Source organism: Nocardia africana NBRC 100379 (genome assembly GCF_001612635.1).
Lineage (GTDB): Bacteria > Actinomycetota > Actinomycetes > Mycobacteriales > Mycobacteriaceae > Nocardia > Nocardia africana.
On the sequence record NZ_BDAV01000011.1, the window covers coordinates 136,041 to 153,470 of the forward strand.

General features: G+C 66.7%; 26 protein-coding genes. 11 read left to right on the forward strand and 15 right to left on the reverse strand.

Annotated features, from left to right (window positions below; translation table 11 throughout):
- Positions 1–42 precede the first annotated feature (42 nt).
- On the forward strand, positions 43–567 hold the full coding sequence (locus NA3_RS19695; protein ID WP_063917609.1) for an HIT family protein: 525 nt from the start codon (positions 43–45) through the stop codon (positions 565–567).
- Here NA3_RS19695 and NA3_RS19700 read toward each other — a convergent pair.
- A complete protein-coding gene (locus tag NA3_RS19700; RefSeq protein WP_062965096.1) occupies positions 547–1,773 on the reverse strand; it encodes an FAD-dependent monooxygenase in 1,227 nt (408 codons plus the stop codon). The genes NA3_RS19695 and NA3_RS19700 overlap by 21 nt on opposite strands.
- A 411-nt stretch (positions 1,774–2,184) precedes the next feature.
- Here NA3_RS19700 and NA3_RS19705 point away from each other — a divergent pair, with 411 nt between their 5' ends.
- A complete protein-coding gene (locus tag NA3_RS19705; protein ID WP_062965364.1) occupies positions 2,185–2,583 on the forward strand; it encodes a PPOX class F420-dependent oxidoreductase in 399 nt (132 codons plus the stop codon).
- 33 nt (positions 2,584–2,616) lie between these two features.
- Here the strand turns inward: NA3_RS19705 and NA3_RS19710 are convergent, their stop codons facing one another.
- Entirely contained in the window at positions 2,617–3,300 is a 684-nt protein-coding gene (locus tag NA3_RS19710) for a hypothetical protein (RefSeq protein ID WP_062965097.1), read from the reverse strand.
- A gap of 95 nt (positions 3,301–3,395) precedes the next feature.
- On the opposite strand from NA3_RS19710, the gene NA3_RS19715 reads away from it, so the two are divergent.
- Complete coding sequence (locus NA3_RS19715; protein WP_062965098.1) at positions 3,396–3,659, forward strand: hypothetical protein; 264 nt, start codon at positions 3,396–3,398, stop codon at positions 3,657–3,659.
- 38 nt (positions 3,660–3,697) lie between these two features.
- Here NA3_RS19715 and NA3_RS19720 read toward each other — a convergent pair whose 3' ends face one another.
- Complete coding sequence (locus NA3_RS19720; RefSeq protein ID WP_062965099.1) at positions 3,698–4,909, reverse strand: FAD-dependent monooxygenase; 1,212 nt, start codon at positions 4,907–4,909, stop codon at positions 3,698–3,700.
- Between the two features lie 93 nt (positions 4,910–5,002).
- Here NA3_RS19720 and NA3_RS19725 point away from each other — a divergent pair, with 93 nt between their 5' ends.
- Entirely contained in the window at positions 5,003–5,764 is a 762-nt protein-coding gene (locus NA3_RS19725; protein WP_062965100.1) for a TetR family transcriptional regulator, read from the forward strand.
- A 32-nt stretch (positions 5,765–5,796) separates the two neighbouring features.
- Here NA3_RS19725 and NA3_RS19730 read toward each other — a convergent pair whose 3' ends face one another.
- From NA3_RS19730 to NA3_RS19750, 5 genes are all read right to left on the reverse strand, one after another.
- Complete coding sequence (locus NA3_RS19730) at positions 5,797–6,762, reverse strand: DUF1152 domain-containing protein (protein ID WP_062965101.1); 966 nt, start codon at positions 6,760–6,762, stop codon at positions 5,797–5,799.
- Positions 6,763–6,854: 92 nt separating this feature from the next.
- Positions 6,855–7,193: a winged helix-turn-helix transcriptional regulator gene (locus NA3_RS19735; protein ID WP_062965102.1), complete on the reverse strand. Its 339-nt coding sequence runs from the start codon at positions 7,191–7,193 to the stop codon at positions 6,855–6,857.
- Positions 7,194–7,195: 2 nt separating this feature from the next.
- The gene (locus NA3_RS19740; RefSeq protein WP_062965103.1) at positions 7,196–7,579 is read right to left on the reverse strand and encodes a hypothetical protein; all 384 of its coding nucleotides are present in this window, start codon (positions 7,577–7,579) and stop codon (positions 7,196–7,198) included.
- 84 nt (positions 7,580–7,663) lie between these two features.
- Entirely contained in the window at positions 7,664–8,278 is a 615-nt protein-coding gene (locus tag NA3_RS19745; protein ID WP_062965104.1) for a hypothetical protein, read from the reverse strand.
- Positions 8,279–8,384: 106 nt separating this feature from the next.
- Complete coding sequence (locus NA3_RS19750; RefSeq protein WP_062965105.1) at positions 8,385–9,317, reverse strand: LysR family transcriptional regulator; 933 nt, start codon at positions 9,315–9,317, stop codon at positions 8,385–8,387.
- Positions 9,318–9,448: 131 nt separating this feature from the next.
- Here NA3_RS19750 and NA3_RS19755 point away from each other — a divergent pair, with 131 nt between their 5' ends.
- On the forward strand, positions 9,449–9,760 hold the full coding sequence (locus NA3_RS19755) for an EthD family reductase (RefSeq protein WP_062965106.1): 312 nt from the start codon (positions 9,449–9,451) through the stop codon (positions 9,758–9,760).
- A 67-nt stretch (positions 9,761–9,827) separates the two neighbouring features.
- Here NA3_RS19755 and NA3_RS19760 read toward each other — a convergent pair whose 3' ends face one another.
- Together NA3_RS19760 and NA3_RS19765 are read right to left on the reverse strand one after the other, a co-directional pair.
- Positions 9,828–10,559, reverse strand: coding sequence for a dienelactone hydrolase family protein (locus NA3_RS19760; protein ID WP_062965365.1), 732 nt, complete (start codon positions 10,557–10,559; stop codon positions 9,828–9,830).
- A 215-nt stretch (positions 10,560–10,774) separates the two neighbouring features.
- Positions 10,775–11,398: a TetR/AcrR family transcriptional regulator gene (locus tag NA3_RS19765; RefSeq protein WP_062965107.1), complete on the reverse strand. Its 624-nt coding sequence runs from the start codon at positions 11,396–11,398 to the stop codon at positions 10,775–10,777.
- 110 nt (positions 11,399–11,508) lie between these two features.
- On the opposite strand from NA3_RS19765, the gene NA3_RS19770 reads away from it, so the two are divergent.
- On the forward strand, positions 11,509–12,735 hold the full coding sequence (locus tag NA3_RS19770; protein ID WP_062965108.1) for an alpha/beta hydrolase: 1,227 nt from the start codon (positions 11,509–11,511) through the stop codon (positions 12,733–12,735).
- Here NA3_RS19770 and NA3_RS36115 read toward each other — a convergent pair.
- The 3 genes from NA3_RS36115 to NA3_RS19780 are packed head-to-tail and all read right to left on the reverse strand — an operon-like array spanning position 12,659 to position 14,007.
- A complete protein-coding gene (locus tag NA3_RS36115; RefSeq protein ID WP_084491693.1) occupies positions 12,659–12,910 on the reverse strand; it encodes a DUF397 domain-containing protein in 252 nt (83 codons plus the stop codon). The genes NA3_RS19770 and NA3_RS36115 overlap by 77 nt on opposite strands.
- A gap of 18 nt (positions 12,911–12,928) precedes the next feature.
- Positions 12,929–13,141 (reverse strand): DUF397 domain-containing protein, encoded by a 213-nt coding sequence (locus NA3_RS19775; RefSeq protein ID WP_062965109.1) that lies wholly within the window; start codon positions 13,139–13,141, stop codon positions 12,929–12,931.
- The gene (locus tag NA3_RS19780; RefSeq protein ID WP_062965110.1) at positions 13,138–14,007 is read right to left on the reverse strand and encodes a helix-turn-helix domain-containing protein; all 870 of its coding nucleotides are present in this window, start codon (positions 14,005–14,007) and stop codon (positions 13,138–13,140) included. The genes NA3_RS19775 and NA3_RS19780 overlap by 4 nt, the downstream gene beginning before the upstream one ends.
- Positions 14,008–14,345: 338 nt before the next feature.
- Here NA3_RS19780 and NA3_RS19785 point away from each other — a divergent pair, with 338 nt between their 5' ends.
- The 3 genes from NA3_RS19785 to NA3_RS36985 are packed head-to-tail and all read left to right on the forward strand — an operon-like array spanning position 14,346 to position 15,255.
- Positions 14,346–14,699 (forward strand): hypothetical protein, encoded by a 354-nt coding sequence (locus tag NA3_RS19785; RefSeq protein ID WP_062965111.1) that lies wholly within the window; start codon positions 14,346–14,348, stop codon positions 14,697–14,699.
- 3 nt (positions 14,700–14,702) lie between these two features.
- Positions 14,703–15,050, forward strand: coding sequence for a hypothetical protein (locus tag NA3_RS19790; RefSeq protein WP_062965112.1), 348 nt, complete (start codon positions 14,703–14,705; stop codon positions 15,048–15,050).
- Entirely contained in the window at positions 15,043–15,255 is a 213-nt protein-coding gene (locus tag NA3_RS36985) for a hypothetical protein (protein ID WP_128145208.1), read from the forward strand. The genes NA3_RS19790 and NA3_RS36985 overlap by 8 nt, the downstream gene beginning before the upstream one ends.
- Positions 15,256–15,269: 14 nt before the next feature.
- Here the strand turns inward: NA3_RS36985 and NA3_RS19795 are convergent, their stop codons facing one another.
- The gene (locus tag NA3_RS19795; RefSeq protein WP_062965113.1) at positions 15,270–15,497 is read right to left on the reverse strand and encodes a hypothetical protein; all 228 of its coding nucleotides are present in this window, start codon (positions 15,495–15,497) and stop codon (positions 15,270–15,272) included.
- Between the two features lie 164 nt (positions 15,498–15,661).
- Between NA3_RS19795 and NA3_RS19800 the strand changes: the two genes are divergently transcribed.
- Positions 15,662–16,813 carry a serine hydrolase domain-containing protein gene (locus tag NA3_RS19800; RefSeq protein WP_062965114.1) on the forward strand — a complete coding sequence of 384 codons (1,152 nt, stop codon included), beginning with the start codon at positions 15,662–15,664 and terminating at the stop codon, positions 16,811–16,813.
- A gap of 21 nt (positions 16,814–16,834) precedes the next feature.
- Here the strand turns inward: NA3_RS19800 and NA3_RS19805 are convergent, their stop codons facing one another.
- Positions 16,835–17,230 carry a hypothetical protein gene (locus tag NA3_RS19805; protein WP_062965115.1) on the reverse strand — a complete coding sequence of 132 codons (396 nt, stop codon included), beginning with the start codon at positions 17,228–17,230 and terminating at the stop codon, positions 16,835–16,837.
- A 29-nt stretch (positions 17,231–17,259) separates the two neighbouring features.
- Here NA3_RS19805 and NA3_RS36990 point away from each other — a divergent pair, with 29 nt between their 5' ends.
- Entirely contained in the window at positions 17,260–17,421 is a 162-nt protein-coding gene (locus NA3_RS36990; protein ID WP_157126577.1) for a hypothetical protein, read from the forward strand.
- The last annotated feature ends 9 nt before the right edge of the window (positions 17,422–17,430 follow it).

The following is a 17,430-nucleotide window of genomic DNA, read 5'->3' on the forward strand; positions in this document are numbered from 1 at the left end:
CGTAGCCTCGTTGCCGCACGTCCTTTCGGATAATGTCGCCGCGTGGGGAACGAATGCCTGATCTGTGACAAGCATCGTGGTGTCGGACGTCTGGTCGGTCCGGTGATCTACGCCGATGATCTGGTGGTGGTGACGCACCGTCCACTGTCCGAGGGGGCACCGATGCCTGGCTACCTGTTCGTCGAAACCGTCCGTCATGCAGCGACTTTGGCCGATCTGAACGATGCCGAAGGCGCCGCGATCGGATGGGCGGTTCGCCGGGCCGCCTTCGCACTGCGGGCCGAGCTTGCCCCCGAGTTCGTGTTTTCCGCGGTTACCGGTCGCAGCGTGGCGCACTTTCATCAGCACGTCTTCGTCCGCCCGGAAGGCACCCCGGATTCGGTGAACTGGTTCGCCAGCGACTCCTGGGACGGCGCTCCGCGGATCGAGGAGTCGGCCCTCGATGCGTTGTGCGAGCGCCTCTCCGTCCACTTCGGGCCGAGCGCCGAGCCGAAGTGCTCCGGCGCAGGGGATCGGGCATCAGGACACACCCGGCTCGGCGGTGGCCTACGGGAGTCCGCTCGATGAGGTGGTGGGCGGTGCGGCCGTGATCCCCGAGTCGGGCACCCCTGCGTAGTCGGGCAGGTCGACGCCGTTGAGCGCGCGGTCGATCAGCTCGGCGAACCATTCGCCGGTGAAATCGGGGCTCGGCTCGGAGTCGGGCGTGGGAACTTCACGGCTGCGTGCGTGTAGTCGGCCGATTTCCTGGTTGGCCTCGACGTACGGGCGCATCTGTTCCTCGTAGCGGGCGTATCCGATCTTCGGGTCCCAGTCGGCGGCGGCCAGCTCTCCGGCCAGCAGGTAGGCGCCGACCAGGGCCAGGCCGGTGCCCTGCCCAGACATCGGCGACGAGCTGAACGCCGCGTCCCCGAGCAATCCCACCCGGCCGCTGGACCACCGGTCCATCACCACCTGGGCGACCTGGTCGAGGTAGAAGTCCGGGGTGTCGTCCAGGTGCGCGAGGATACGCGGGGTCAGCCAGCCCATTCCGGCCATCCGCTCTCGGAGCAGGCGCTTCTGGGACGCGATGTCGCGGTAGTCGACGTCGAGGTCCGCGGCGGTGAAGGAGAACATCGCCATCGCCCGGGTGGCGTCGGGGACGGGTCGCAGGCCGGCGGACCGCCCGGGCTCCTGGTAGTCGATCAGCCAGCGCTCGAGCCCGAATTCGTTGGGCACGGTATAGAAGGCCAGTGCCTGCCCGAGGTGACGGATGAACCGCTCGCGCGGGCCGAAAACCATTGCGCGCAGCGCCGAGTGCAGCCCGTCCGCCCCGATCACCAGGTCGAAGCGCCGTCGACCGCCGCCCGCGAAGACGATGTCGACCCCGTCCGCGTCCTGGGTCAGTTCGGCGATCCGATCGCCGAAGATGTACTCGGCACGGTCGCGGGTGTCGTCGTAGAGCACCCGGGACAGGTCCCCGCGCAGGATTTCGATCTCGGAGATGTATCCGTCGCCGCCGTCGTCGTCAGCGCGGAAGGTCTCCAGCACGGTGCCGTTCGCGTCCACGGTGTGCGCGCCGGCGGTCTCGGTGCGCGCCGCGCGCACCGCCGCGTCGAGTCCCATCCGCCGGATCACCTCTTTGGTCACCCCGCGCGCGTCCACCGCCTGCCCACCGGGACGCAGCTCGGGAGCGCGCTCCACAACGGTCACCTCGGCGCCCCGCCGGACAAGCCAGTGGGCCAGCGCGGGCCCGGCGATGCTCGCCCCCGCCACCAACACTCGGGTGCCGCTCACAGGGCCCCCTGCTCACCCGTGCCGATCAGAGACCGGGTCGTCTGCCCGAAGTCCTCGGTGCCCATCGTTGCCTCCCGTGGTTCTTCCCGCGCTGGAACGGTCCCAGTGCTGTCGGTGTATCCAGAGGTGTCGACGGCGGGGCCCCACGGAATTCATCGGTGCTACGAGATCGCTGTATCGGCTCTGCCGGAAGGGCCTGTGCAGCTTGGTGATTCGAGGGCTATCCGCTGCCGCCGATCGGAAATCTAGCATCACTAGACAATCTATCGCGAATGATGCTACCTTCGCTCTAGTCGCTAGCGTTGATAGATTCGGAAGAGAAGCCGAGATGGTCACGCTCGACGCCACCGACAACCTCCGGCGAACCGCCGGGGGCCCAGCCGCTTTCGAGTTCCTCGAGGAGTAATGGACATGACCTTCACCATCAACGAGCGGAAGTTCCTCGCCGAGGCCGGAATCGGCCGCCTCGCCACGGTGTCACCCGACGGCGTCGTGCAGAACAACCCGACCAGCTATCGGGTGAACGCCGACGGGACCATCGACATCGGAGGGATGCGGATGCGCGCCAGCCGCAAGTACCGCAACGTCGAGGCGGGCAGCCGCGTGTCGTTCGTCGTCGACCAGCAAATTTCCTTGGAGCCGTACGAAATTCGCGGCATCGAGGTGCGCGGCACGGCCGTCGCGCTCGACGACGAGGAGCCCCCCTTCCCGCCCCAGGAACGCGCCGTCATCCGCATCCACCCCGACCGAATCATCTCCTGGGGCATCGACGGCGGATCCTTCGACTTCACCAGCCGCAAGCCGGAGTAAATCGCGCCTCGACGGTGCTCGCCTGCGACCAGCTCAGCCCAGCGGGGTGATCGGCTCGGTGCGATCTCCGAGCAGGTAGTCGCGGAAGGCTCGCAGGTATTCGCCGAGTTCACGCTGATCGGCGAACCTGATTCCGGTCGGATCGAACCATTCGTCCGGCGTCGGTCGCCACGCGATCATGTAGTCGAGTGCGTCGCGCACCAACCGCCCCAAGGTCGGATCCGCGGCGCAGGCGTCACGCACCACCGAGGCGCATTGCCGCATCCCGGTCCGGTGCTCGGCGCGGTGCATGTCCACCAAGGGCCACCGCAGGCTATCGATATGCGGTATTTCGTCCCACCACGTGAACGTCTTGCGAAGGGGCCCGTCGGCGCGCACTCGGCGCCGCGACGCTGTGACAGGCGTCGGGTAGTCCGACGGTGCGCCTCGCCGGTCGATGTCGTGCGCCGGCCCGGTCGTGAGATTCTCGGGTGGGTACCACACGCCGCGCCACACCGGGACTCCGAGATAGCGGGGATTCAGCGGCAGCGGTTCGGCCAGCGAGATGTCGGCGGTGATGCGAAGCACGGGCGGCAGCACTCCGTCGGAGAACAGAGCCGCAACCATCGACAAGCAATCCCGCACGTCGAAGCCGGTGACTCCGACGCCCCGCCAAAACCGGGCGTCGACATTCGCCTGCGGATCGAACTCGATCCAGAACCGCCGCACCGTGGTCATCCGCGATGTCCTCTCACTGTCACCGATGTCGAACGCCGACCCCGGATGATTCCAGCGCCCGTGTAAGAGTGCGACGGGCGGGAACCACTGCGGGTATGACGGAGAACACAGCGAACGCGTCGGATTCGACCACGAAGCCCGCCGAGACGGTCACGCCCGAGCCGGATCGGGAAACCCGCGAGCGGGCCAAGAAGGAAGCCGACAAACTGGACAAAATCTACGAGCCCGGTGCGCGGGCCAGCGTCGTCGTACCTGGTACCGACGGCATGGTCGCCGGTACCGCCTTCGCCGACTCGGTCGACGAGCAGATCACCGAGAACAAGCCGCCGGACGAACTTCGCAAGGACAAAGATTCCTGAGCTCGGCCGCCGGCGAACCGGCCCGTAGTCACATCGCTTCATTCCACGATCGACGCTGCCGGCACCTTGTAGTCGGGTAGCTCCTCGACGGCCTCGGGGGCCATGATGCGTTCCATTCCGGCCATCGCTTCCAGGAGCGGCAGGCGGGTGATGAGGTTGCGCACGGCGATGCCGATCCGCGTTTTCGGCGCCATGAGCCGCAGGTTGGGGCCGATCTGTTGTTTGCGGTCGACCAACGGCCGGTGGGCCTGCTCGTAACGGCGGAAACCGATGCGATGGTCGCCGGCGGCGGCCGCGAGCTCACCGGCGAGCCGGTAGGCGCCGATGAACGCCAGTTCGGCCCCCGCGCCGGAGACCGGGGACGCGCAGTAGGCGGCGTCGCCCACCAGCGCGATCCTGTCGATCGACCAGGAATTCATGCGGACCTGCCCGAGCGTGTCGATGTAGGCGTCCGGATCGGCGAGTACGCCCTCCAGTAGTTCCGGCACGTGCCAGGCCTCCTCGCCACGGAACTCGGTCGCGAGCAGCGCCTGGACGGCCTGCTGGTCGCGCGGGTCGATATCGCGCCGGGGGCTGCGGAACATGAGATACGCCTTGGCCTGCGCGTGGTTACCCGAGCGATAGATCCCCGCGAAGTGCCCTGGAGTGTTGAACACCGTCATCCACCGATCGGGTCCCAGCGTCGAGTCGGTGTTACCGAAGGCGAAGTAGTGGTCCATGTGCCGGACGTAGTCGGACTCCGGGCCGAAGGCCAGTCGCCGGACCGTCGAGTGCAGGCCGTCGGCCCCGACCACCAGATCGAAGCGCCGCATCGCCGCGTGCTCGAAGGTGACGGTGACACCGTCGTCGTCCTGCTCGAGCCCGCGGACGGAGTCGCCGAAGATGTACTCGACGTCGTCGGCGGTGATGTCGTGCAGGATCCGGACGAGATCGCCACGCATGATCTCCGCCTCGGTGCTGCCGTACTTGTCCTTGATTGCTTGCGTGTCGATGCGAGCGACGTCGCGGCCGTCGGCGCGGACGAACCTCATGCCCGCCACGTCGGCCGCGGATTCCCGCACACGCGCCATGATCCCCATCTTCTCGGCCACCTCGATCGCCTGATCACGGATATCGACCCCTTGGCCGCCGGTCCGCAACCGGGGTGCCCGTTCGACCACGGTGGGCCGAAATCCGTGCCGCGCAAGCCAGTACGCCAACACCTGCCCGGCGATACCGGAACCGGAAATCAGAATCCGCTCGTTCTTCACGACGTCCTCCTCGTCTCAAAAATACTGACCATTGGTCAGAGCTCAACGATAGGTCGCTGACCACTGGTCAGTCAAGGGGTAGGATCGGGAACCGTGACTGACGATTCGCGTGCTCGCATCCTGCGCACCGCGCTGGCGATGTTCGCCGAACGCGGCTACCACGCTGTCTCGGTGCGTGAAATCTCCGAGCGGGTCGGCCTGACCAAAACGGCTGTGCTCTACCACTTTCCGAGCAAGAGCGACATCGTCGTCGCTTTGGTCGAACCCTTGCTCGCAGATACCGAGGCGATGCTCGAAGCCGTGCGGTCCATCCGGAATCCGGACGCGCGACGGTGGGCGGTGGCCGAAGGGCTCGTCGATACCTGGCTCCGGCATCGGCCCTTGCTGCGGATACACATGCAGGACCAGGCGTTATCGGCCGATACCGCAACCTACCGGCGGCTGCGTGACATCGCCTTGACCGCGCAGGAACTGCTCGCCGGCCCCGACGCGGATTTCACCGCGCGGGTGCGGGCCGCGCAGATCTACGCGGCGCTCAGCGATCCGGTGGTGTTCTTCGCCGACCAGCCCGGAAAACGGTTACGCGCGGCCATTCTCGATGGCGTGCAGCGCCTGCTGGGCGGGCCGCCGCCCCGTGCGAGTGCTCGCACGCCCGAGCAGCCCGCCGACTTTCCACGCCGCCGGACCGGTCGCGGCCGGCCGGGTGCGATGACCCCGGAAATGGTCGAAACCGCTCGGCACATGCGAGACTCCGGCGAATACACCGTCGACGAGATCGCCGCGACCCTGGGTGTATCTCGCGCAACCGTGTACCGGAGTCTCACAACTTCCCACAACCGCTCCACTGTCTCATAAATATCAATTTTTGATACGTGCTGTCGTGAGGTTCAGGCCGGGATGGTTCGCCGGGGGCGCAGTGCGATGTGGTCGCGGAACGCTTCGATGGCGGTGGCGACCTCGAATGGTGTTGTCGTGTGGGCGATCTCGTGGCGGTAGAGGACTCGGTCCGCGACCGCGTCGAGGTCGAATCCCCAGACCATCGACATCAGCGGGTTGATGAACAGTTCTGCGCCTTTGGCGCGGGTGCGGGCCAAGGAGTGATGGTCGCCGTATTCGCCGCGGGCGGCGTCGGTGATCGAGGCGCAGACGATGCTTTCCCTGCCCGGGGTGTGGTGTTGGACCCAGTCGACAGCGTCGAGCCATGCGTCGACGGCGGTGGTGCCGGGCAGAAGAGCGAACACGCCGTGGTATGCGCCGAGTTTGGTCAGGGCGGCAACGTTTTCCAGGAAGTGCGCATGGCAGACGCCGTGGTAGGTGTCGACACCGAATCCGACGCAGACCGCGAGTTTGACCGGCAGATCGAGTGCGTGGGCGGCCAGTAGGCTGGTGATGTCTTCGACTGGTGTTCCGAGTCCGGCTTCGTCACCGGTCATGAGTAGATCGGTGCCGCCGTCGACCAGAACGACCGCATCCAGGTCGAGCTCGCGGGCCAACCACGCGTAAGCGGCTCGAATCCCGGCGGGTCCGCTTTTCCGGATCAGGAACACCCGGTCGGGATGGCCGTGGTCGCGTAACCACACCGCGAGGTGCTTCTCCGGGAAGTAGGCGAGCGGACCGCTGGTGTCGGCATCGATGTCGAACACTCCCGCCGCCACCGGTTGTGCGTCGATGCGTGTGACCGGTGTGAAGGTGAGGTTGGCCAGGAAGACCGTCTTGTGGTGTTCGTGGAGCGCGAAAGCTATCGGCAGACCGCTGAGCAGGTCGAACCCACCACCGGCACCGACGATCAGGATTCGCTCGCAGTGTCGGAGGCGATGGAGCAGCGGTGTGTCGAACAGGGTGGGTGCAACCATCTGTCGAAGTATTCAGCACATCCGTCGGCTGGAAAGGGTGCGCGGCTGGCCGCCCGAACGGACGGTGCTGCCTACCGTCCGGCCCGGAGCGTCTACTCGTCCGTCATCGTTTGCCACTCCGCCGCCCACTGCGTCAACGGTGCGAGCCGTTCGACGAGTGTGTGCCCGGTGCGGGTCAGCCGGTATCCCTCGTCGTGTTCCACCAGGCGCGCTTCGGTGAGTTCGGACAGTCGGCGGGTGAGCACGCTCGAGGAGAGGTCACCGCATGCGGTGCGCAGTTCGCGGAAGGTGAGGGGGCCCGAGGCCTGATCGAGTTCCCAGATCACCCGCAGCACCCAGCGCCGGCCGAGCAGATCGAACAGCGCCATGATCGGGCGCCCGGTGGACGATCCGCGCACCGGGCGCCCCGGGCGCGGCGTTTCGGACGCCATGATCACGCCGCTTGCGGCGGGGGTGAATCATCCAGTCGCCGTGCCATTTCCGCGATGGCCGCGCGCAGTACCCGATACGGCCGCAGGAACAGTGTCACGTGGGTCAAGCTCCCGGTCGCGGAGAGTTCTTCGCGCAGCACCCCTTGGAGTTCCCGGTCGGCGAATCGGGCGGTGAAGGCGAACATCCCGTCCTGCCCGTCGGTCCACTGCTGGGTCTGCTGCACCGAGTCGAGCACCGTCGAGATCGTCGCCAGCAGGTGTGCCGCGCGGGCCCGGCCGTGGTAATCGGCCACCGGGCTCGAGAACGTCGCTTCCTCGGCGAGCAAGTCCGGCAGCTGTGTGGAGTCCTTCGATTGCCACACCCGCAGGATGAGACTGTCGGTCATGCCTCTATTTTAGAGGCACGCCGGGGCTCGTGCCAGTCTCCGCAGTTCCCGAAGTGGATCCGCGTCGAGAATCGGGCGCGATCGTCAAAATCTGGAGAGGGTTTCCAGCCAGGCATGGCCGGGGTGCACGCGCGACAGCCACCCGGACAGTCGGGCTCGCCGTGATCGGTCCATCGCGGGAAGCGCGCGCACGAAATCCGCCTCGTCTTTGGCTCGGCGCGCTTTCGCCTTGAACAGGAGTACGACCTCCGGGATTACGTATGGGATGCCGTCGGTGGTGCGGAGAATCAACTCGTCGTGGGGCAGTGTGATCGCGGTGTCGCGGCGGCACACCCATCGATCGCCGCGGTGTGGTTCGCGGAAGACGTCGAGGCGGTAGAGCCCGGTCGCCGGTTCGCGCAGCCACGTCTGATGGTGGTTGTCTGCTTCCTCTGGAAATGGCCAGGCGTGCCCGTCGCCGACGACGTCCCATTCGTAGCCGGGAAACGCGTCCACGATTTCGGCGAATCGTTCACGTGGAATACCGATTTCGAGATCGGAGTGGGCACGTCCGAGACCGCCGACGAACAGATCCAGTGCCCACCCGGCTGCGACATGCCAGCATGACGGGGCGCCCGACAGCCTTTCGGCGACTTGGCCGGGAGTCCAGGCCTCCCAGAGGCGGTCGCATTCCTCAACGGACAACGGGCGTCCGGTCATCCCGGTGGCCTCCTTCGCATCGGTCGGGAGCGACGGTTCGTCTCACCATCGTGGCCGTCAACCGGTCGCCTCGTGCGGACGGCGTTCATAAGGTGGATCGTCATCGTCATCGGCAATCTGCGTGACCTGTTGCGGGTCGGTCCGGCAGCCAATGCAGCTCGTGTGCCAGGGTTTTGGCGACGGTGCGGATGCGGCGGTGGAGTGGTGACTGCACGCGCGGGAGGACCAGGTGGATGGTCAAAGTGGGTGCGCCCCGCAGCGGTCGCCAGGTGAGACCGGCCGGTTGTGTCGTGACCGCGACTTCACCGGCCGGGGCGAGGGTGAGCCCGTCGCGTAGGTCGCGCTGCGACATGTCGAAAGAGACTGCGGGCGTGTGGAATCGGGGGCTCGGTCGGGTGTCGCGGAACAGTGCGGACAGCTGATCGTGGATCACGGGATTGGCAGTACGGTCGGGCAGGCGCAGCGGATACGCGGCCGCGTCGGCGATCTCGATCTCCGGATGTTCGGCCAGCGGATGATGGTGTGCCAATTGGACTCCGACGCGCTCACGCCGCAGCAGGAACCGGCGCACACCACGCCCCGGCTGTTCACCGCGGGTGATCCCCGCGTCGATGCGGCCGTCGGCGACCGCGGGGGAGATCTCCGGTGTCTCCATCGGGACCGCGCCGACCTCGAGTCCCGGGCTGCTGCGAAGGAGCCTGTCCACCAGGGCCGGTGCCGTCTCGGCTCCCGTGCTGAGGCTGTATCCGATGCGCAGCGTGCCGAGTTCACCGGCCCCGGCATTCCGGGCGGCGTCCCATGCCCGGTCCAGCGCCGCCAGCGCGGGTGGCGCGGCCTCCGCCAAAGCCGCACCGGCCGTGGTCAATTCGACGCTGCGCGTGTTACGAACCAGCAGGCTCGTACCGAGTTCCGCCTCCAACCGGCGCATCCGGGCGCTGAGTGCCGGCTGCGCGATACCGATTCGTGCGGCCGCGCGGGTGAAGTTCAACTCCTGCGCCAGCACCAGAAAGTACCGCAGGCTCACGGTATCCGGCGCCACATGCCCTCCCCGTCGATTGATAACGATCCGTTCTGAGTCTATCGTGTTCCGGTCTTTCCCTCGACCACACATCACGCCCTAACCTGCGCATATGACGATTCAATCGACCGCAGTGGATGCAGGAGGCAGTCATGCATAAATTGGTAGTCCTGTATCCCGAGCCCGCCGACCCCGATCACTTCCGCGACTACTACGTGAACAATCACCTTCCGCTGGTCAGGAATTGGCCGGGCCTGCTCGGGTGGCGCTACAGCTTCGACGTGGCGGCGACCAACGGAGAACCGCCGTACTTCGCGGTCTTCGAAGCCGACTTCGCTGACGCCGCCGCCCTGGCCGCGATGCGGGCGTCCCAGTATGGCCGGCTGGCGGCCGCCGATGTCGTCAACTACGCCACCGGTGGTGTGGTCGTCATCGACTATCCGGTGCAGGAGGGCACCAGTTGAGGCACGCTCCTCGATAGGCGGCGGCCCGGCCGACAGCTGCTGACGCCGTCGGCCGGACTGCCGTGCCTCACTTCAGATGCCGTGCGAAGAACCGGCTTCCGTCGTCTCCCTCGAACTGCGGGACGCCGGTGTGCCCGCCCATGTTGGCGTGCAGTGTCTTCTCCTTCGAGCCGAGGGCGTCGAACAGGTCCAGGGCCTGCTGCCGGTCGTTTCCTTCGTCGTCCCACTGCAGCAGGACCAGCAGCGGAGTGGTGACCTGCCGGGCCTCGTCGAATGTGCTGCGGGGCACGAAGCTTCCGGCGAACAGGACGGCGGCCGCGATGCGCGGCTCGACGACCGCCAGCCGAACCGCGATGGCGATCACCCCTCCCGAGAACCCGACCGGGCCGCCGATTCCCGGCAACGTCAGGAGGGCGTCCAGGGTGGCCCGCCATTCCGGTACGGCCTTGTCCACCAACGGAAGTACGAGCCGGTCCACAATGTCGTCATCGACCGGCTCGCCGGCCTGGATTGCCCGGCGGAGATCGGTTCGAGCCTGCTCGGCGTCGGCGGAACGGGGCCGGTCACCGCTGCCGGGGAGTTCGATGGTGGCCGCGGCGTAGCCTTCCGCCACTGCGCGCCGAGCCCGGGCCGCCAGACGTGGATACATCTTGTCCAGTCCGCCGGGATGGCCGAGCAGGATCAGCGGTGTGGGTGCGGAGGCGGATGCGGGCGTCCACAGGATGCCGGGGATCTCGCCGAGGGTGAACGTGCGTTCGAGGACGTCGTCGCCGAGACGCTGTTCGGAGGTGAAGTGCATGGTCATGCCTTTCGGGAGTGCTTTCGCGCGGCGCTCCCGGACGACCTATCGCCCGACCGTGACCCCGGAGGGGAGCACCCATGTCGATACTGCGTTCACGGGTACCACCTCCTCGTTCTCTTGCACGGCTTCGGAGAAGGTAGCAGGGGTCCCGAGTGCTCGGCAACGAGATTTTCGCAAGATTTCGCCTCGGGGCCGAGCCGGTGGCTTCGTTATCACGATTCTCGCTGGGGTGCTGGGTGTTTCGGGGTGGCGCGGTAGGCGGCGAGGAGCATATCGGTGAGGGCGTCGAGGTAGCTGGGGTCGGTGAGGGTGCCGCCCATCAGGTGGTGCCAGAACAGGGGGGAGACAACGAAATCCAGGGCCAGTTCCTGGTCGAGATCGCCGGGGAGTTCGCCGCGGGCGGTGGCGCGGTGGAACATGGCGGCGACGCGGGTGCGGCGCTGGGATCCCGCGGCGCGGAGGGCGGCGGCGAGGCCGGGGGAGCGGATCGATTCGGCGAGCAGGTCGGGGATGATGCGGGCGGCCAACGGGTGGGTCAGGCCCTGGGCGGCCGTTTCCAGGAAGGCGCGCAGATCGCCGCGCAGGGTGCCGGTGTCGGCGGGTTCGGCAGCGGGGACGGCGACCTCGGTGATCAGTGCCAGTACCAGCTGTTGTTTATTCGGCCAGCGTCGGTAGAGGGTCGGCTTGCTGACGCCCGCGCGACGGGCCACTGCCTCCATCGACAGCTTGCCGTAGCCGCTTTCGGCCAGTTCGGCGAACGCCGCATCCCGGATCGCCGCGGTCACCTGGGGTTGCAATACGGCGGCGCCGGCCGGGGTGCGCTTGCTGGTCGTCATGGACGCACCCTATCAACGTCGAAACGGTTGCGTTTCGTCGTCGGCGAATCTATCGTTGCCCGTATACGACGAAACGGTGTCGTATCGACGTAAAAGGCGAGGTCGAGATCATGAAGTTCCTGTTCGACGACGAGTCCAACTCCTACGAGGCGCTGCGCGCGGCCGCATACGCCTGCTACGGCGCCGCAGACCTGGGAGAGGTCATCGCCACCGCCGAGCGCATCACCGAAGGTGACGATGCCTCCTGGCTACGGGAGTGGCGGGCGACGGCCGAGCGCATCCATGCGATCGGGCGGGACTGCCTGGCCAAGGACCGGCGGGTGAGTGCCCGGCAGGCGTTCCTGCGGGCCTCGAACTACTATCGCACCGCCGAGTTCTACCAGCGCGAGCACCCGGTCGGCGATCCGCTGGTGGCGGAATTGTCGCAGCGTTCGCGCGAAACCTTCGCCGCGGCAGCGGAACTGCTCGACACCCCGGTGCGGTCGGTGTCGATTCCCTACGGCGACACGACACTTCCCGGCTTTCTGTTCCTGCTCGACGATTCCGGCGCGCCCCGGCCGACGGTGATCTTCAACAGCGGCTTCGACTCCACGCTGGAGGAGGCGTACCCCGCGCTCGCCGCCGGCGCGCTGGAACGCGGCTACCAGGTATTGGCCTTCGACGGCCCCGGACAGGGTGCGGTGATTCGCGAGCAGGGCCTGCCCTTCCGGCCCGACTGGGAGGTGGTGATCTCCGCCGTCGTCGATTACGCGCTGACAATGCCGGAGATCGACGCGGACCATCTCGCCCTGTTCGGCTACAGCCTCGGCGGCTACCTGGCGGCGCGTGCGGCGGCGTTCGAACCCCGCCTGGCCGCATTGATTCTCGACGACGGCGTCTTCGACTACCACGAGGCCAATATCGCGCCGATGCCGCCGTTTCTGGCGGACTGGGTCGCGGCCGGTCGCGATGCCGAGGCCAATGCCGTTGCGGCCCTGTTGACGACGTTCAACACCTCGATCCGCTGGGCGCTGCGCAATGGGGCGTGGACCTTCGGCGCGCAATCGGCGGCGGACTATGTGCGCAAGACCGCCGAGTACACGATCGCCGACGTCGTGGACCGGATCGCCTGCCCCACACTGGTTCTCGACGCGGAGGACGATCAGTTCTTTCGCGGCCAGGCGGAGCGGGTCTATCGGGCGCTGACCTGTCCGAAGGACTACATCGTCGGCACCGCGGCCGAGGGTGCGGGGGAGCACTGCCACATGGGTGCTGTGCTGCTCACCCACCAGCGCATATTCGACTGGCTGGACGATGTTTTCGCGGTCGAGAAGCCGGATACCGCCGTCGCGCGGTGAAGGCGGGTAGGGCGCGTAGTGGCCTGGGCGGATTCGCCGGCTGCGAGCCGCCCGGATTCTTCGAATCGCGGATGCCGACCCAAACGCTCTCCAGGAACGCGACCTCGTCGCATTCCTTTGTGCCGCCGCTAAGGCTGCTCTTGAACCACTTCGCCCCAGAAAGGTCGACGTTCACTTCACGTCCTCATCTCGCCTACGCGAACGGCCGGTCGAGCCCGCCGTTACGTAGGCTGACGGTGAAGGCGTCCCACTCGCCGGGGGTGAAAGCGAGCACGGGACCGCCTGGGTCTTTCGAATCACGGACGCCGACCGTGCCACTGTCGAGGAACACAACCTCGACGCACTCCTTCGTGCCCCCGCTTCGGCTGCTCTTGAACCATTTCGCCCCGGATAGATCAGCGCTCACCCTAGATGCTCCTTCGCTACCTGCCGTAACGCGATCCTGCTGCGTGCCGCATCCAGTGCGGCAGACCGCAGGACCTCGTATGCTCCAGCGTACCGACGGAGGCTAGCGGGTTTCTCCAAATACAGGTCACCCGTGTAGGTTTCCGCGTATACGACGTTGTGGTTGGTGTGGCCGAAGCGCAGCATCACGAATGGACCGATCGCTTCGCCTACTGGCACGCCGGCGGTGAACGGAAGAACCCGAATGTCGATATTCTCGCGCGTACTTATGTCTGCCAGATAGCGCACCTGGATACTCATCACTTTGCCGCTTCCGACGACGCGACGAAGAGCCGCCTCATGAACGATGAGTTGCAATTCAACCGGCCGGACCTTGCGAGTAATGAGTAGTTGCCGTCGAATTTTGAGTTGGACATGCCGTTCGATCGCGTCGTCCGTGCCGTTCGGCAATGCGTTTCGCGACAGCACCCGGGCATAGTCGGGGGTTTGAAGTAGGCCGGGGATCAGTTCGGGCTGGTACGTGGCAATCTCCTGTGCGGCGGACTCCAACCCCACGTAGATATCGAAGTCGGCCGGAATCAGATCGTCGTACTCGTGCCACCAGTTCTGCGTATTAGCCTGCTGGGCAAGACCTTTCATCGCATCGGTCTTCTCCTCATCGAATTCGTACAGTCGGCAGTACGCCTCGATCTCGGGAACCGACAGCTTCTGCGTGAGCCCTTTCTCGATCCGCATCAAGGTCGGCGCCGAGCGTCCGATGTGTGCCGCGGCCTCGGCCAGGCTCATGCCGCTCTCCTCCCGCGCCTGCCTGAGGTAGTAGCCGAGCTGGCGTTTCGGCAGGGACAGCGGTTCCCCGGGTTCGGCCATCGAATGCCCCCTTTCTGTGCATTGCGAAGTGAAATGGTGCCTTTGGATTCCTGAAATCGGTCCTGGCGCTTTGTGTCACTTCCGGCGAAATTTCATGTTGCGCAGGCGGACCAGGCCGGTCGGTGGTCTTCTGGTGCTGCTACCACGACCGACGCGAAACCATGTCCGCTTCTGCGGTCGACATCAACAGAGGAACCTGACGAATCGCTAGTGCGGCCACAGGTGGAGTGCGCCCCCTGTGCCACGGCTACCGCACATGATAGCCGAGTCGTACCGGCCCGGCGAGCGTCGGTCGGGAATTGCGTTCCAGCCCAACGTCTTCGAAGGAGATGCAACCAGTGCCCTACTCGCCGATCGACGATGATGCACTCCTCGCGCTACCGGGTATCTGCGATCTGCCGCAGATCGAATTGGCCCACGACCTGATGCAAGAGCATCGGAACTGCCGGATCGAGCAGTGTGCGTGGAAACGGGTGGCCTACCGGACGCTGGTGCATTTCCGGCGGGTCGAGCCGCCGCGGTTGAGCCCGCGTGAGCGTGCGCACCGGCGCGGTATCGAATTCCCTGTCGGCAGTGGGTTTTCCGGTTCGCCACGTCAGAACGCGGTGCCGATCGAGACGTTCGAGCAGGTGCTTGCAGGGTTGACGGAACTGGCAGACAGCCTGCACCCGAACGTCGTTCGTGATCGGTGAGCGATGGGGACATGGAACGTCCTGTCGAGCGTCGTCACGGTGCTGTCGGGGTGTGGCGTCGTGCTGCTCGCCGTCGGATGTTTCTGGCCTCGCGATGATGCCCCGCGTGCGGGACACGGCGAGCGATGGGACGGCGCGAACGGCAGGCCGCCGATCGCGTGGCTCACGGACTGGAGTTGTGCCCCTCCCGGCCGGCCCTTCACTACGGCCGAGGCCCACCACTGGATGCAGATCCATCGTGACCACGACTGCCCGCGCAAGCGTGCGGCCTTCGCCGCGCTGGTCGCGGCCGGCCGCATTCATCCCGATACCACCCGCCGGAACACCCTCAGGAGCGAACCCGATGAGTGATCGCGAGACGAACAACCCAGCAGCGGAAGCAGATTCGATGCCGGAGCGAATTCCGGAGCTTACCGCGCGGGCCGAAACCGCAGGTTACGTTCTCGTCCGCGGCGTCCGTCCGCAACTGGAATGGAAACTGCTGGACAGGGAAAGCGGCGACGAGATCTTCTGTGCGGCCGAACTGGACGCAATCGAACACTGGCTCGATTCGTGATCCGTGTCCGGTTGTCAGCGAAACGCCGAGGTGGCCGCACGCCACGGAGCGCGGCCGGCGCGGTGCCGGCCAGTGGGCGCGACGCCGCCTTGGCGCACCATGCGCCGCCGGGTCACCTCGTCGGCCTGTGCGGGAATCCGTCGGGTCCGTCCCGGCGCCAGGGAGGCGACCGCGACCAGCGCGCTGGCCCCCAGTGCGGCGGCGAACGGCACCAGGGCGTTCGCGGTCAGCGGAAGAGCCATGACTGCCTCCTCGTCGTCGGTTGGACAGAGCAGACGACCGCTTTGCACGCTATCGGTGGGTCGGACTCGCGGTAGAGCGACACGCCGCCGCGCATTTCGCCCGGCACGCCGTGGAGTCGGCGGCGAACACCACCACAGTCTCTATAACGTGTTCTAATTTCGGCATGACCGGTGTGCAGGGACGGGTGGATCCGGCCTTCGAGGCGGTCCGGGAGGTGTTCGCCGCCAACCTGTCCGAGGGGCGAGATCTCGGCGCCTCGGTGGCGGTGTGTGTGGACGGACATCCCGTCGTGGATCTGTGGGGCGGTGTCGCCGACGAACGCACCGGGCGAGCGTGGGAGCAGGACACGGCCTGCGTGGTCTTCTCGTGCACGAAAGCGCTCACCGCGACGGCGGCTCTCGCCGTCGCGCGAGACGTCGGCATCGACCCGGACGAGCCGGTCGCGCGGTGGTGGCCCGAATACGCGGTCGAGGGAAAGGAATCCACCACACTCTCCGACATGCTGACCCATCGGGCCGGGCTGCCCGTCTTCGAGCAGCCGATCACGGTGGCCGAGGCCGCCGATCCGGAGCTGATGGCGCGCACCCTCGCGGCGCAGCGCCCGATCTGGCAGCCGGGTAGCGAACATGGTTACCACGCACTGACTTTCGGCTGGCTCGTGGGCGAGTTCGTACGCCGCCAGACGCATTCGACGGTCGGGGACTATGTGCGCGGCCACTTCGGCGCGGATCTGCGCATCGGCGTCTCCGCCGACGAGGCCGCGCGTGCGGCGCGCCTGGCCCGCCCGCCCGCTGCCGAGATGGCGTGGACGGGTGACATCGGGTCGATCGATGCGGCCGCGGCGGCTCGCTTGGCGGAGGTTTATCGCGATCCGGAGTCGCTGCTGATGCGCTCTTCGTCCAATCCGGCTGCCGCATACAACCATTCGGATGTGCTGGCGGGCGGTTGGCCGGCGTCGGGACTGGTCGTCACCGCCCGCGCCCTCGCCGGCTTCTATCGCGACCTCGTCGCGGGAAAACTGTTGCCGCAGGCGGTGCTCGCGGAGGCCACGAGAGAGCGGGTGCGCGGGGTGGACACGGTGTTGCAACTCGAGACGGCATTCGGCTGGGGCTACATGCTGCCGTCGCAGAACTTCGTGCTGCCCGACACCGCGGCAGCCACCGCCTTCGGACATCCCGGAGCGGGCGGTTCGGTCGGCATGGGCGACATCGACAACCAGGTGGCGATCGCCTTCGTCCCGAATCTGCGCCGCGACTGGCTCGCCGGTGACCGGCGAGCCTACGACCTGGTCGCCGCCGTGTACGACTGCCTGTGATGTCGCCGGGTCTCCCGGAATTCAGACGAAGGCGGCCGCTCTGCGGAGGGCGTCGAGGGTGGTTTCGGGTGAGGTGTTGAAGCAGAACCGGATTCCCGGCGCTGCCTCGGCGACGAGGTTGACGACTCGTTCGAACAGCAGGGTGTGTTCGGGGACCGCTCGCACCGCCCCACCCACCATGACGAGGTCGAACGATCGGCTCGCCAGTACTGCGCGGAGCTCGTTCTCCGCCTCGTCGGGCGCCGCGGACACCAGGCATGGCGTGATGTCGAATTCGGTGTCCTGAAGCGCGGCGTTGGCGGCCTCGACCCTGGCCATGAGTTGCTCCTCGTCCAGATCGGGAAAACGACTGTAGTCCAACGCTCGTGGATGCAATCCGATGGTCAGCGCGCGGAGGCGGGCAGCGGGATCGGTCATCGGTGTCCTCCGAGAAGGGGGGTGGCAGCGTGTCCACGTGGGACGATGGGCCTGTTCGGCAATTTAGCTTTGAAAGCAAAGGTGGTGCGCATCGGGGCTGGCGCGCCGCGGTGGGCCCGCTGACCGCGGAGCAGCGGGCCCTGGTCATCACGACACTGCGCGCCTACGAGGAAGCCGTTTCCTCCGGCTGACACCGCCGT

Excerpts from the sequence above, each read along its gene's own strand:
- NA3_RS36985 (WP_128145208.1), top strand. The coding sequence starts at position 15,043 with ATGAGTGATCGCGAGACGAACAACCCAGCAGCGGAAGCAGATTCGATG.
- NA3_RS19765 (WP_062965107.1), bottom strand. The coding sequence starts at position 11,398 with ATGACGACCAGCAAGCGCACCCCGGCCGGCGCCGCCGTATTGCAACCC.
- NA3_RS19795 (WP_062965113.1), bottom strand. The coding sequence starts at position 15,497 with ATGGCTCTTCCGCTGACCGCGAACGCCCTGGTGCCGTTCGCCGCCGCA.
- NA3_RS19745 (WP_062965104.1), bottom strand. The coding sequence starts at position 8,278 with ATGACCGGACGCCCGTTGTCCGTTGAGGAATGCGACCGCCTCTGGGAG.
- NA3_RS19760 (WP_062965365.1), bottom strand. The coding sequence starts at position 10,559 with ATGCACTTCACCTCCGAACAGCGTCTCGGCGACGACGTCCTCGAACGC.
- NA3_RS19790 (WP_062965112.1), top strand. The coding sequence starts at position 14,703 with ATGGGGACATGGAACGTCCTGTCGAGCGTCGTCACGGTGCTGTCGGGG.
- NA3_RS19805 (WP_062965115.1), bottom strand. The coding sequence starts at position 17,230 with ATGACCGATCCCGCTGCCCGCCTCCGCGCGCTGACCATCGGATTGCAT.
- NA3_RS19705 (WP_062965364.1), top strand. The coding sequence starts at position 2,185 with ATGACCTTCACCATCAACGAGCGGAAGTTCCTCGCCGAGGCCGGAATC.
- NA3_RS19730 (WP_062965101.1), bottom strand. The coding sequence starts at position 6,762 with ATGGTTGCACCCACCCTGTTCGACACACCGCTGCTCCATCGCCTCCGA.
- NA3_RS19770 (WP_062965108.1), top strand. The coding sequence starts at position 11,509 with ATGAAGTTCCTGTTCGACGACGAGTCCAACTCCTACGAGGCGCTGCGC.
- NA3_RS19710 (WP_062965097.1), bottom strand. The coding sequence starts at position 3,300 with ATGACCACGGTGCGGCGGTTCTGGATCGAGTTCGATCCGCAGGCGAAT.
- NA3_RS19740 (WP_062965103.1), bottom strand. The coding sequence starts at position 7,579 with ATGACCGACAGTCTCATCCTGCGGGTGTGGCAATCGAAGGACTCCACA.
- NA3_RS19755 (WP_062965106.1), top strand. The coding sequence starts at position 9,449 with ATGCATAAATTGGTAGTCCTGTATCCCGAGCCCGCCGACCCCGATCAC.
- NA3_RS19715 (WP_062965098.1), top strand. The coding sequence starts at position 3,396 with ATGACGGAGAACACAGCGAACGCGTCGGATTCGACCACGAAGCCCGCC.
- NA3_RS19735 (WP_062965102.1), bottom strand. The coding sequence starts at position 7,193 with ATGGCGTCCGAAACGCCGCGCCCGGGGCGCCCGGTGCGCGGATCGTCC.
- NA3_RS19800 (WP_062965114.1), top strand. The coding sequence starts at position 15,662 with ATGACCGGTGTGCAGGGACGGGTGGATCCGGCCTTCGAGGCGGTCCGG.
- NA3_RS19780 (WP_062965110.1), bottom strand. The coding sequence starts at position 14,007 with ATGGCCGAACCCGGGGAACCGCTGTCCCTGCCGAAACGCCAGCTCGGC.